The organism is Desulfothermus okinawensis JCM 13304 (assembly GCF_054654515.1).
This window is the reverse complement of sequence record NZ_BAAIEW010000040.1, coordinates 1-14,167: the sequence shown is the minus strand read 5'-3', so window position 1 is coordinate 14,167 and position 14,167 is coordinate 1. Positions and strand designations below refer to the sequence as shown.

Here is a 14,167-nt window from a genome sequence, read left to right as displayed (position 1 = left end):
CAATCCGCTGCGCCCTTCGGGCTTGCGTCTTGTCGGCAAGTGACCCTGGACGTTATACATAGAAGAAAAATATTGAGATGGAAACAAGATTGAAAAAATATAAAGATTTACTCATTCAAAAAAGATACAGTAAAAATACTCAAGATATCTATTGTAGCTATTTCAAAGAATTTTGTATGTATTTTAGAAATGAGAATATTGAGTGTGTGACCACAAGTCAAATAAATTCATATATTTTAGATCTTATAAAATCAAAGAATATTTCTATTAGCCAACAAAATCAGAGAATTAATGCAATTAAATTCTATTATGAAAAAATATTGGGTAGAGAAAAACAGTATTATGAAATTCATCGCCCAAAAAAAGAGCATAAATTACCAAAGGTATTAAGCAAACAAGAGGTCAAAAAGATTTTTGATGTAACAAAAAATCTTAAACACAAATGTATTCTTATGTTGATATATTCAGCTGGATTGAGAAGAAGTGAACTTCTAAATCTTATTCCCACCGATATTGATTCAGAAAGAATGATTATTCACATCAATGGTGCTAAAGGAAAGAAAGATAGGATTTCTTTGCTTTCAGATAATTTATTACAATTATTACGGCAATATTACAAAGAATACCAACCTAAACGATATCTTTTCGAGGGGCAAAAAGGAGGCAAGTATTCCCCTACAAGTGTTGCAAATATTTTAAAAAAGGCAGCGGTTAAAGCAGGAATTAAAAAAATTGTAACTCCACATATGCTCAGACATAGCTTTGCGACGCATTTACTCGAACAAGGTACTGATTTAAGATATATTCAAGAACTATTGGGACACGAAAGCTCAAAAACAACAGAAATTTACACACATGTATCCAAAAAAGCAATTGATAAGATCAAAAACCCCATGGATGATTTTTTTGAATAAAGGTAGAATGATGATAAAAGAAGAATATAAACAATTGTTCTTATTCCTCCAATTTGGCGGTATAAGAACAATAACTATACACAGTCGTTGTGGGTAATTTAGGGAAAAAAGAAAAAGTATGTCACTAAATACAGCACATGAAGGGTATGAATATCAAGACTTATTGACTGCTTATTTTATATTGCAAGAAATATTGGATGAGCATAATGCAATCTTTAAAATTGACACTAAAGAACATTCAGATGATAAATTTGATGATTTAACAATTAAGAATGAATTAGGAATTTTTAAAAAGCAAATTAAATATAGTAATGAAATATCAAACCATACAGCACAAAAGGATGATTTTTCAACCCCACATAACTATGACTTAGCAATATATGATTTATTTTATAGCTGGAAAAACTTACCAATAAGACCAGAAGAAATTAGACTTTGTTTAGCATGGAATGAACCTACAGACAAGTTAACAGATTTTATAATAATATCTTCAAGAGAAAAAACATTTGAAAATTATCCGACAAAACTATTCCAATTTGATGTAAACAAGTTATGGCCAGAAAATAATGAGCCAGATAACAGTTGGCGTAAATTAAGAGCAGAAAGTCAAAATATAAATAGAGATGAATTTGTTGAATTTTGTAGACATCTATTAATTGAAACAAATTTTCCTAAACAAAGCTTTGATAAATCATTTAATGGTGAACTTGAAAAGATTATTCTTGGACTGATTGATAAATTAGGTATAGGAGAATATCCCAATAATCATATCACACCTAAACATTTTGCCTTAGAAATTTTAAGGCTTATAACTAGAAGCAGAAGTAGAGGATTTGAAATTTCAACAAAAGAAATATTTGATAAATTAAATATTCGAACAGATTTCGGTTCAATAGAACAAATATTTCCAATTGATAAAAGCAAAAATATCGAAACAAAGGAAATTATCACCTCTTTTTTAAAACAGATAAAAAATGTAAATAAAATTATATTAAAAGGTGAACCAGGTAGTGGAAAATCTTGGTTTGTCCAAAATTTACAAAATGAACTATCCAAGCGTGATATCAGTGTTGTAAAACATTACTGCTATACAGAATTAAAAGATATACACGCTAAGAAACGAATAACCTTAAATATTTTTTACGCAAATCTAATAAATGATATTATAAGTATTTATCCAGAGTTATTTAATAGGAAGAAAAAAAAATACGCCAGCAATCTGGAAGAACTCAATGAATTATTAAGTTCAGTCAAAAAGCAAACAAACATAATAATAGATGGTTTAGACCATATTGAAAGGATTTGGACATTAAATCAAAGCGATTTAACATTAAGTGATGTTGCAATAATTGATGCTATTAAAAAAATAGAAATAAATAATAACATAAAAATTGTAATAGTTTCACAGCCAATAACAGAATTAGAAAGTCTTTCAGATTTCCATACTATAAATATTCCAAAATGGTCTAACAAGGAGATCATAGAATATTTAAAGAAAAATAAAATTGAAAATATTGAATTAAACAAAGATGCTCTTTTATCAAATTTTTTACTTGAAAAAAGTAATGGTAACCCACTTTATTTAAACTATTTAATAGAAGAAATAAAAAAACTAGATATTATTAATATCGATGTTTTAAATGAGTTACCTGCTTATAATTACAATTTAGAGAATTATTATAAGTATTTAATAAATAAACTGAATTTAGATACAACAATACCTCAAATTTTATCCGGCGCGCAATTTTCTTTATTAAAAAATGAACTTAAGGAAATATCCGGACAAGGGAATTTAGTTGATAAATCGCTTGTTGTTTTATCACCCATATTAAAGCAAGTATTTTCTAATGGAGGGTACATAATATATCACGAAAGTTTTAGAAGATTTATAATTGAGAAGTTAAAAAAAGAGGAAGTAGATGTTAAAAAAACAATTTATAAACCGATAATAGAATGGTTTAGTCAAAAGGAGTTTTTCGGTTTTTCAAAAGCTTACAGATTTTATTTTAAAATTTTGTATGAAGTAGGTGACTATAATAAAATTTTATCATATTTAGAGAAAGCTTTTATTACTAAGAGTATTTACTATGGAAAATCAATTGAAGCAATAAAAAATAACTTTTATTATCTAGTAAAAGCCGCATTAGCATTAAAGGATTTTCCTAAAATTATTTTGATAAATGAGTTGAAAAAAGTAATAGTTTCAACAGAAGATGAATACTTTGAAAATTTTTCTGTATATTTTGATGCCTTAGGGCGCTTAAAAGGGTTTAAAAAAGTAGCAGAATATTTAGTTTTTGATGAAAAACCAACGCTGCCTTTACATATTGGACTTAAAGCTTGTTATTTATGTAGTCAAAATAGAGAAGCTGCACCTTGGTCTATATATTTTGATTATTTTGAAAAAAATAAAAAAATATCAGTTCAAGATTATAAGTACTATATACGAGGACTTCTGGTTTTTAAGGATATTAAAGTACTAATTGAGGATGCTATTGAAGTTTATAATAATTATAAAAACTATATTCCTGTATTAAAAAATGAATTACAAATTTATCCTGATAAAGATTTTATAAATGATTTAATACATCAAAACGATATTTTTACAAAAATCTTAAATTCTAAAAATGAAAATACTACCAATAAAGATGATTTACTTTTACTAAGTGATCAATTGATAAAAAAAGAAAATATCTTTGATAATGATTTACCTTTGTTAGTAGATTTTTTCAATGCAGTAGAAAAGAATGTTGAAGAATACGAATTAATAAAAAATATAATAAAGAAATTTACTGGTATTAACTGGTTTTACAATTGGTTAATTTACTACATCAAAATTAAACAATTGTCGCCTAATAGTAGTTATTCAGATGTAAAAGAAGCCTTTAATTATTTAATATATGATACAGAGCCTTTTAAAGGAAAACCTAGAACATCTGATTTATATTCCGCAAGAGCTTTTATTTATAATTCAATTAAAGAAGGCCTAAAATTTATAAAAATAAAAGAAGAATGGGACGAAATAATTGATATCTTAAAAAAGCTCACCTTAGAAACAACAACATTTTTTCAAAAAAGTGCTGGTGGTCCTTTGGCTACCGACATGTTTTTCCAATTACTCGATGAATATGCTAGTGACATCAATAGAGAAAAGATAATTAATGTATTTGAAGAATTAATTGAAGAGAAACAAACTTATTATCTGCATTCATATATTACCGAGTTTTGTTTTAGATTATCAAAACAGTATTCAATCTACGGAGATAAAAATAAAGCAGAAAAATTATTTAAAAAAGGAATACAATTTTATTTAGGCTATACTTTTAGAAAAGATAGAACTTTAGAAGATTTAATTTATGCAATAGAGAGTTATTCTAAAGTTGATTATAAAAAAGCTGTATATGATTTAAAAACTATAAAATCATTAGCTGACGCAGTTGTTCATCATACAGACGGGAAAGATACAAGATGGTTCCCTGTTGAGTGGTTTCAAAAATATTTAGAAATTAATTTTGAGGAAGCATCCTTTTACTTACTAACACAATTGAAAAAACATTATTACTGGATATGCGAAGAACAATTGCAAGATTTGTTAATAAAATCGAATGGAAATATTAACTCCATCGTTGAAGCATTCATACTCCTAACATTTCCTATCGAAACAGCGGAAGAGTTTTTATCTTATGGACTAAATTTAGTTGAGAAAATAAATGATAAAAATCTATCTAAGATTGTTTTTACCTCTATTAGAGAAAAAATAAGTTTAAAAAAAGAAAATAATTATAGTGAAATTTTTATAAAAAAAATCACCAAAAAGATTGTTGATTTCAATTTTAATTTACCTAAAAATATAAAAATCAAGAAATCTCCACCAAGGAATTATGAATATACAAAGGAATTAATAAATATACTAGATGAAAAATATAAGTCTCGAAAAGACTTTTCAGAAATGAATATTCAAGAAATGACCGAATATTTATCAAAAAATAAGATTTCAGAAACAGAATTAATTTCATTGTACTACTATTTCGAAGGAATTAATACTCTAACCGATGAAATTAAGAGACTTATAGAAACAATTGTTGAAAAACACGAAGAATACCCTAAGAATAGTAATGTTGATTTGTCTAAAATTTTTCAAAAAGAGGATGATGTATCTGCATATTATTGGATTACACAATTTACTTTTGAACAAGATGGTTGGTTTAATAAACTAGTTAATATTAAAGCTTTTTATAAAGCTTTTTTAATCAATCAAGAGTTAGCGCTTAGCTCCTTAACAACTCATTTAGAAAAACTTTTATTGCCAGATGGTTACAACCGTAGTGTTTCTTCAAATTTAATTAATGCTTTTGTGAAAATTGATTATGATAAGGAAGTTGTTACTAAAATGTGGAATAATCTCTTGGATGCTACGGACTATAGATTACCTGTAAAAGAAGCTATTAATTGGAATGAATTACTGAAAGATGATTTGAATATGAGTATTGAAGAAGTATTTATTTGTCTATTATTTACGAGATTTAATGCAAATACCACAGAAAGACATCATTGGACATTATCTGGTTTAAACTATTTATATGAATATTTCCCCGATAAAATGATAAAACCTACTAAGTGGTTTTTGAAAAATAGTCATTATTTCTTAACGAGTAACTTAATAACAATTCTTGAAATTTTATATGATATTAACAATAAATCTTACATTAAAAACTTTTATAATGAATTAAATGAATTATATCCTTCTAAATATTATATAGAAGATTACTTACTTGAAAAACTATTAGGGACAAAAAAGAAAATTATAATTACTCAAAACACATTACGTTTTACTGCAACAAAAGAAAATATTGATATATTTACTAGTATAAATTATAGAAATGAACTTTTAAACAAATATGGCTTCAATTTTGAAACTGTTGTTGGTAAATATAAAAGTACATTTAGAAAAGAATTTGAAGAAGAATTTGAATTTTTAGGTAATCGCTCTTTTGAAATTTTTGTAAAAAATATATATAGTTCAAATTACATTATAGAGCTAATTAATAAAGAGTTGTATGAGGAATTAGACAATTTTCTAGACAAAGATTTTTTATATGATCTTTTAAAAATTGATTACAAAACAATTGTTTCACAAACACTTTCATATACGCAACGACCACTTGATTTATTAAAACCAAGTGAAATACAAAATACTTGGAAGAAATTAGAAATAGAAGAAAACGACTGGGTTAGATTAGGATATGTTGAATATGAATTATTTGGCGAAAAATGGGGAGAGAATAAATTAAAAAATTATAAAATATTTGAGGGTGTTGTTTTTTTTGACGGATTAGAAAAAACTATACCATTTTCAAGATATAGATTATTCCCTGTTCATTTATGGAAAAACATTGAGATAAGTGATTTAGACGAATTTCTTTGTGTTTCATTAATACATCAATATGACACGCTTGAGAACTTTAATATATTGTGGCTAAACTCTGCTATTATAAAAACATTAAATCTAAGAATAGGAAATTATATTGAAGGTCTTGCTGCTAAAAACAATAAAAATGAAGTTGTTTTGAGATTAAATTATTGGCTTTCTGATTATGTTGGTGATGGTGAAATAGCTGGAATATCTGATGAAATACCAAGGTTCGAAGGAGTAGAATTGATTTGTCGTAAAGACTATTTTGATAAAATATGCGCAATGTATAAACCCAATAAACCATATAGGTATAGATTGAAAATATAAAAAAACTACCCACAACATTGTGTATAAGCAATGGCTGGCAAAGTGCTATAAATGTAATATATATGAATATAATAAACGGTAATGATAGAATGAAAGTAAGTGCGAAAAATCCCGCCACTGCTCATACACCAAACCGTTAAGAAGAAAGATGAAAGAAAAATGTATAACAAATCGTTGCACCTGACATTTTTTCGCTCCACTCCAAAATGCAGGTGAACTCAAACGTTAGAAATATCAATAATAATAAGAAATGCTTGGTAACACGAACAGTCTGGAAGTTTCGGGAAGAGCATGGGATGAATTAGATATCCAAAATTTACCCTCAGTTAAATTGCAGTATAGAATCTGTCCCAAGCCTGAACACGTGTTTTTTTTCGGTGCTGGAGCAAGTTATGGCTCTGACGGAAAACACTTACTGGAAAAAGGTAAACTCCCTCCATTGGGTAAGGATTTATTTAATGCTCTTTACAAAGATCCTGAATTAAAATATTGGAACAAATTACCCCAAGAGGTTGTTTCTTTATTTAAAGAAAACACATTCGAAGAAGCTATGGAGACGCTGGATGATAGCACAGAGTGGAATAAAGAGTCTTTTAGGCGAGATTTAGATTTGGTGCGTTACTTCTCAAGATTTAGGCCCTTATCATCTAACTTATACTGGAAATTAGCCAAAGCTATTTCAAGAGCTCTTAAACGCACAAAATGGACAGGAGCAGCGATTACATTAAATTACGAGAGATTGCTTGAAGAGTCATTTATGCGTAATTATGTATTTACTGTAGTTAAGGGTGTAACCTTCTATGACGATCATCTTCCGAGCTTTGGAGATGATCAACTTTTCGAGCTGTGTTATCCACATGGAGCATGTCAATTTTTTCTCGGACAGAACTGGTTTAAAGGTGAAGGGAACATTGTATTTGGAAAGAACGCTAGAATGGTTCAAAAAGCAGGAGTTAACCACATATTAAAACATCAAAATATACTAAAAGCGTGCGATATGCTACAAATTCCAATGATATGTCGATATCAACTGTCAAAGCGGCCTACGGTAATCAACTATTTCATAACAACACAACAAAATAGGTGTTCTGAACTTATTTTGAATGCGAAACATGTTACAATAATAGGAGTATTTTGTTCACATAAAGTAGATAGACACCTTTGGGAGCCATTACATACTACGGATGCTTTTATTACTTATGTGAATATAAGTAAGGACTCTCAAGACCTGTTTAGAGAATGGGCTGAAAGCCATGGAAAGGTTGAAAATAAACATTATCAAATTATCCCTCAGACATTTAAAGATGCTTTCAACAAAATAATTAAAATTAATAACTTGGTATAAATATATTTCTAACAAATCGCTCCACCAGACCGCCAAACCGCTGCGCCCTTCGGGCTTGCTCCAAAGCGGCAGGTGAGCTTAGACGTTATATTTAAATGGAGTATTGGTATGAATTGCTTTAGCACGAATTTAATAGAGATAATAGGGTATCAAATAGAAAAAGTGCATTCAGGAGTGCTTGCATGGTTGGTAAATTCGAAGAATACTCAAATTCCAATTGAAAAGAAAGTTGATTTAATTAATAAAATAAGTTCTAAGAAAATAGATAGGTATCCTAATGCCATAAAAACATATTTAGAATGGGCTAAAGGTAGGTCAATTAAGGTAGATTTGGTTATTGAATGTAAATATGAAAGTTCGCCAAAAGTTTTGGGATTGGAATTTAAAGTTGATAGTATACCTAAGGAAGAACAGCTTGAAGTTACAGAACAGGCTTTGAAAGAGAAATATAGAGAGACAGATATTGAAGTTGTTTTGGTACTAATGGGAGTATCCGCAAAAGCAACAAGAGATAGTGATATAAGTAAATACAAAATTATTAGGTTAAATGATTTTCTTTCCTATCTTGATGATATCAATCTCCCAAATGTTCAAGTTTGGAAAGAAGCAATAGAGTTCGAGCTTCAAAGGTATAGAAATATTTTAGTGGAAATACAAAAATCAGATTCTATCTGGAACTTAAAGGAAGACTTGATAGAAAAAGGATACAGATGGCCATTTCCGGTATTCTATCTTTTATATGCAATACTTAGAGATAATTTTTTAAAATCTAATAAATGGTCTATTTACAGTGGTAGTAATAATCCTGTGATGAATGCAGATGAAAGTTGGATAGAAATTGATGGGGTTGAGATATATGTTGAATTTTGTTGGGAATCCCTTTTCGTAAAGTGTGGGAATTGGGAATTAAAGAAAGATAAAAATTGGATAAAAAGATTAAGAGAAAATGTTTATCAAAAAATGTATGAAAGAATGGGTTCTGAAGTGGAGAAATGTCAAAATAGATATGGAAAAAGTAACAGTCTCTGTAAAATTTCATTTAATTTTGCGGTAACTCCCTTTGAAGAGATTGCTGAAAAAACAGAAAGATTTTTGTCTGAGTATTCAACAATAGTAGAAGATATTAAAGCAAAAGTAAAATAATCTTAAATTTTAAATATAACAAATCAGTGCAGTGGACTGGTTTTTCGCTGCGCTCAAACCAGCCACTGACCTTTATCGTTGGATGGAAATATAATAGAGGGATGAAAATATGGACATTAGAGCTTTAAACCTAATAGAAAGATTAGAGAAGAGTGATCAAGAAAAGATAATATATTTTTTGAAATTACTTATTAATCAAGAGAAATATAGAAAACTTAAAGAAGAGGTAGAATTAAGGAAAAAAGAGATAGAAAGGGGAGAAATCTTTACCCATGAGGAAATATGGAACAAAATAGATGTTCAAAATAATTTATCCTAAAAGTATTTTAAAAGATTTAAGGAAGATATCCCCCCAAAATTTAAATAGGATAAGAGAAGGGATAGAAGAGTTAAGCAACTTCCCTAACTTATCTCAAATAAAACATCTCAAAAATCATTACCTAGCAGATTACAGATTAAGAATAGGAGATTACAGGATACTTTTTGATGTTAATTGGGAGAAAAAGGAAATATATATTTTAAAGATAGGTCATCGGAAAAATATTTATTAAATAAAGAATATCATCCAACAAATCAGTGCAGTGGACTGGTTTTTCGCTGCGCTCAAACCAGCCACTGACTTTTTGCGTTATGCATAGGAGATTTATATGAAAATCTTTAAAATTGAAATATTAAATTATCGTTCACTTAAAGAAGTTACCATTTTCCCTAAGAATTTATTAGCTTTGATTGGTCGAAATAATAGCGGCAAGTCTAATGTATTAAAAGCATTGCAGCTTTTTTTTGATGGGGGCGTAAAACTTGTTAATGAAGAAGTTTTCTATAATCACAACATAGAAAATCCGATTAGTATTACAATAACTTTCGAAGATTTAAGTGAATGGGAAAAAAAACAATTCGCTCCTTGGCTAGAAGAAGAAAGATTAATAGTTGGCAGAAAATATTCTTGTTCTGGAACCGACACTTACACCGTAACAACATTAGCAATAAAAAGTGTTCCTGATGTTGAGTGGCTGGTTGAAGATAATATCAATGGAGAAAACATTAAAAAATGGTGGTCTCAGAGAGATTCATTACGAATAAACGGTTGTGATTTTGTGGAGTTCGTTGGCGGTACCAAACCAAATGTGGGAACTTGGAAACAGAAGGCCAAAGAATTTATGGAAGAATACAAATATGCCATTCCATTCTCGTTGAAAGAAATTGAAAATCCAAAGGGATATCCAGGAGTGCTAAAAGGAGCGCTGCCCGAATTCATTTATGTTCCTGCTGTTAGAGATATTAGCGATGAAGCTAAGGTAAGTAGAAATAATCCTTTTGGACAATTGATTAATTCAATATTAGAAAAAATTTCTCAGGAGCAAAAAGATGTTATCTCAAAAGGTATCAAGGAAGTAGAAAAATTACTAAACAGAGGTTCTGATGATAGAATTAAAGAAATTAGAGAAATCGAAAATAAATTAAATCAATTAATAAACGAAATAATAGACTGTGATATAGAAATAGAAATGGCTCTTCCAAAAATAAAAGAAGTTTTTGGAGGGGCATCTTTATATGCGAATGACGGTGTTAGAACTAAAATAGAGGCCAAAGGTCATGGTCTACAACGGTCAATGATATTTACTATTCTCCGAGCCTACGCAGAACTATCTCATATTATCAAGGCCGGCGAGGAGGCAGAGCAACGATCAACAATTTTTGCAATTGAAGAGCCTGAATTGTATCTACATCCACAACTACAAAGGACCTTAATGGGAGTATTTAGAGATATCTCAGAGGGAAGAGATCAGATAATTTATAGTACTCAATCGAATTTATTTATAAGCATCTCTAATTTTGATGAAATATGTCTAATGCGGCGTGAAAAAAAAGAACGTGTTTTACAAAGTGCACCTTTCCAACTTTCAATTGAGGATTTAATTAAAGATTTAAAAATTAGAAAAGGAATTGAGGCTACTGAACGAGGTATAAGAGAACAATATTCTCATGTATTTGATGAGAATATAAACGAAGGTTTCTTTGCTGATAAGGTAGTAATTGTAGAGGGTGATTCGGAAAAATATTCCCTCCCCATTTATTCGAAGGCGGTTGGTTATGATCTGGATAGAAATAATATTTCTATAGTTCATGCTGATGGTAAGGGACAAATGGATAGATTACTGCGAATATTTAATGGATTTATGATTCCTACATTTTTATGGTTTGACGGAGATAAAAACAATAAAGATAAAGAAGTGAGAGAAAAAACTTTGGAGCTACTTAAACTTTTAGATTATCAGTTAGATTCAATAGATCAACTTAAAACAATAGTGGCAGATAATTTTGCTGTTCTCGAAGAAGATTATGAAAAAATGATGGAACAAGAGATTGAAAAATACAATGATCTAGTTGAAAGTTGCAAAAAAGAAATAGGACCATCAGGTAAACCATTAAAACATAAATATGTGGCCACACAGCTTTGTAGCTTAATTGGTGATGATGGTAAATCACATCGAGACTTATTGCCCCCAACAATTTTAAGTATTATCGAAAAGATAAAAGATCTTAAATATAATGGTTCAATTTTATGTAAAAATGAATGATATTAAATTGCATAACAATTGGGTGCAGTTGACCGCCAATCCGCTGCGCTCCTTGGCGGCAACTGACCCATGACGTTCGGCGTTTAACAAATGAATATAATTGGACAAAATCAAAATACTGAAGAAATTGTACCACGCATAATCCGCCAAGAATATTGGATTGATGTTTTAGGTGGAATATTGCCTGGTATCTTAGTGATAGTTTCTTATATTTTGATATTCGCTCCAACTTTATTCTTATGTGGAGATATTATTAATGCGGTGAAAGGCAATTCAGTAAATAAGAGCCTGTTTGCGAGCCTTTTTGAGTTATTAAAAGCTATCCAACAAACTCCCAACATTCTATGGCTTACTATCGCTTTTATTGTTTTTTTCATTTCTTATATCATTGGTCATATATTCTATAGGAAAGATCCTCAGAAACCAAATCGCAAGAGTCTAAAACGACTAATGGAGAAAGAAGCGAAAAAAGAGGGCATTAACCTCGAAAAATATCTTAGTGAATTAAAAGAAAATAAAAAGAAAGATGAGGATAAGTGGTCAGATACGAAATTTAAAGACTTTAATGAAAAAATTAGGAAGGAATACGCATGTAGTTCAGAAGATGATTGTCAATTCCCCTTCCCTTATTTTGATGAATATTTAGAAAATCGAGGATTAGGATATCTAAAAGATCTTGTACCTTGGAAAGGGGAGGCTAGAAAAAATAGAACAAAAAACTTTATTAATATTTTAAAAACCAGAATCAGATTCTTTTTCCCTAATCAGTGTGGAATATTAATTAGGAATGAAGCCCATGTTCGCCTAGCGTGTTCAGCTTGGTATGCAGGACGCGTTATTTCTTGGGGAGCTGTTATCGCTCTGTTAATATTGTCATTTACTTGTTTCGGAGCATATTTAGCTAATGATGATAAGTTTTTAAATGTTTTTAAACAAGAATTCGTTTCATTTTTTATTGTGCTTTTGTTTGTTTTATCTTTTGTAGTTATTGGTGAAACATCAAGGCGACATATAGAAATGTTTTTACATTATCAACGTCAAAGAGAAATAGTTCATGTACTTGAAACAGCATGGACTGCATTTAAGATAAACCCAGATATTAAATTAAAAATGAATCCACCATTTGATTTAAAAAAAGAAGGATAAAGACTAATATTGGCTTCGCCGAACAATCGGGTGCACTTGACCGCTATTCCGCTGCGCTCGTACCTCGCTTCGCTCCATAGCGGCAAGTGCCCCTTGCCGTTAGGCGATTAAAAACATGGATGAGCTGACAATTTTTTATTCGTGGCAATCTGATTTGCCAGACAATACAAATCGTAAATTGATTAGGGATGCGTTACATCTAATAATACCAGAATTGGAAAACGATAGACTTAAAATATTTATCGACGAAGCAACACGTGAGGAAGCAGGAAGTCCCAATATCCCTTTAACAATAATGGAAAAAATCAAATGCTCCGATATTTTTGTAGCTGATGTAACCATTATAAATCATGAATGTGATAGTTGTGACAGGAAGACACCAAATCCAAATGTTGTTTTTGAACTGGGTTTTGCAGTAAGCATACTTGGATGGAACAGAATTATCTTATTATTAAATAAAGCTTATTCAAATGAAAGAGATTTACCGTTTGACTTTGACCGGCATAGGGTCACAACTTTTGTTGCTAAAGGAACGAGTATAGATACATACAAATCAGATAGGAATAATTTAAGTTCCTTATTAAAGGAAGCTGTCTCAATTATTGTAGAGCAAAATCCAATTAAAGAAATTGAGAAGAAAAATCTAACTCCTGAAGAGTTAAAAAGAAATAGAGATATAGAAAATATTAAATGGATACTTTCTACTATTCACCAACCTACACTTCAAGATCATATAGAATCTGGTCCTAGAATTATAAATGGTTCTATATTTCATTTTTGGGAATCATTTCGAGGAGTTTTTACAAACAATCTGTTTCACATTTATGATAGAGAGTTATATGAAAAATTTGAAAAATTATATAGATCATGGGAGATGACTCTTTCTTTTGGAGAATTCTATAAAGACATTTCTTATTCAGACAGATATGTTTTTTCAAATCCTTTAGCTATGCCATTGAATGAAAGACAGGAAAAAGCTTGGAAGGTAATAGAGAATTCATTAAATGAAATGCGTGATACATTGATAGAGATTAACAGCATTATAAGAAATAATTATTTGGAAATTGATTTGAATGAAATGAATAGTAATGCTTGGAATGAGTATGTTGAATTTGAGAGGAAATTCAGTGAAATAACTAACAAAAAAGACGCCTAACAAATAAAGGATTAGTCCCGAGTCGAGGAACGAGAGCTCGGGACTAATCCATGGTTCAAGAAGCCGCGGGTCATAGGGGAAAAGGTCGATAGTTTCAGGATGGTCTTACAGGTTGGATCAGGCAGAAAGTTTGATGAAGAC

At 29.8% G+C, this 14,167-nt stretch carries 9 protein-coding genes; all 9 read left to right on the top strand.

Annotated elements, in window-relative coordinates; genetic code table 11:
* The first annotated feature begins 77 nt into the window (after positions 1-77).
* Positions 78-914, top strand: a complete 837-nt coding sequence (gene xerA, locus ACYQ0O_RS12480; protein WP_459893572.1) for a site-specific tyrosine recombinase/integron integrase — start codon at positions 78-80, stop codon at positions 912-914.
* Between the two features lie 118 nt (positions 915-1,032).
* A complete protein-coding gene (locus ACYQ0O_RS12475) occupies positions 1,033-6,654 on the top strand; it encodes a P-loop domain-containing protein (RefSeq protein ID WP_459893570.1) in 5,622 nt (1,873 codons plus the stop codon).
* Between the two features lie 250 nt (positions 6,655-6,904).
* On the top strand, positions 6,905-7,999 hold the full coding sequence (locus ACYQ0O_RS12470) for a hypothetical protein (protein WP_459893568.1): 1,095 nt from the start codon (positions 6,905-6,907) through the stop codon (positions 7,997-7,999).
* A 108-nt stretch (positions 8,000-8,107) separates the two neighbouring features.
* Positions 8,108-9,142, top strand: coding sequence for a PD-(D/E)XK nuclease family protein (locus tag ACYQ0O_RS12465; protein WP_459893566.1), 1,035 nt, complete (start codon positions 8,108-8,110; stop codon positions 9,140-9,142).
* A gap of 109 nt (positions 9,143-9,251) precedes the next feature.
* A complete protein-coding gene (locus ACYQ0O_RS12460; RefSeq protein ID WP_459893564.1) occupies positions 9,252-9,461 on the top strand; it encodes a hypothetical protein in 210 nt (69 codons plus the stop codon).
* Entirely contained in the window at positions 9,439-9,693 is a 255-nt protein-coding gene (locus tag ACYQ0O_RS12455; protein WP_075070025.1) for a type II toxin-antitoxin system RelE family toxin, read from the top strand. The genes ACYQ0O_RS12460 and ACYQ0O_RS12455 overlap by 23 nt, the downstream gene beginning before the upstream one ends.
* A 96-nt stretch (positions 9,694-9,789) precedes the next feature.
* Positions 9,790-11,724 carry an ATP-dependent nuclease gene (locus ACYQ0O_RS12450; RefSeq protein ID WP_459893562.1) on the top strand — a complete coding sequence of 645 codons (1,935 nt, stop codon included), beginning with the start codon at positions 9,790-9,792 and terminating at the stop codon, positions 11,722-11,724.
* 90 nt (positions 11,725-11,814) lie between these two features.
* Positions 11,815-12,870, top strand: a complete 1,056-nt coding sequence (locus tag ACYQ0O_RS12445) for a hypothetical protein (RefSeq protein WP_459893560.1) — start codon at positions 11,815-11,817, stop codon at positions 12,868-12,870.
* A 115-nt stretch (positions 12,871-12,985) separates the two neighbouring features.
* Positions 12,986-14,026 (top strand): hypothetical protein, encoded by a 1,041-nt coding sequence (locus ACYQ0O_RS12440; RefSeq protein ID WP_459893558.1) that lies wholly within the window; start codon positions 12,986-12,988, stop codon positions 14,024-14,026.
* Positions 14,027-14,167 lie beyond the last annotated feature (141 nt).

Excerpts from the sequence above, each read along its gene's own strand:
- xerA (WP_459893572.1), top strand. The coding sequence starts at position 78 with ATGGAAACAAGATTGAAAAAATATAAAGATTTACTCATTCAAAAAAGA.
- ACYQ0O_RS12475 (WP_459893570.1), top strand. The coding sequence starts at position 1,033 with ATGTCACTAAATACAGCACATGAAGGGTATGAATATCAAGACTTATTG.
- ACYQ0O_RS12470 (WP_459893568.1), top strand. The coding sequence starts at position 6,905 with ATGCTTGGTAACACGAACAGTCTGGAAGTTTCGGGAAGAGCATGGGAT.
- ACYQ0O_RS12465 (WP_459893566.1), top strand. The coding sequence starts at position 8,108 with ATGAATTGCTTTAGCACGAATTTAATAGAGATAATAGGGTATCAAATA.
- ACYQ0O_RS12460 (WP_459893564.1), top strand. The coding sequence starts at position 9,252 with ATGGACATTAGAGCTTTAAACCTAATAGAAAGATTAGAGAAGAGTGAT.
- ACYQ0O_RS12455 (WP_075070025.1), top strand. The coding sequence starts at position 9,439 with ATGTTCAAAATAATTTATCCTAAAAGTATTTTAAAAGATTTAAGGAAG.
- ACYQ0O_RS12450 (WP_459893562.1), top strand. The coding sequence starts at position 9,790 with ATGAAAATCTTTAAAATTGAAATATTAAATTATCGTTCACTTAAAGAA.
- ACYQ0O_RS12445 (WP_459893560.1), top strand. The coding sequence starts at position 11,815 with ATGAATATAATTGGACAAAATCAAAATACTGAAGAAATTGTACCACGC.
- ACYQ0O_RS12440 (WP_459893558.1), top strand. The coding sequence starts at position 12,986 with ATGGATGAGCTGACAATTTTTTATTCGTGGCAATCTGATTTGCCAGAC.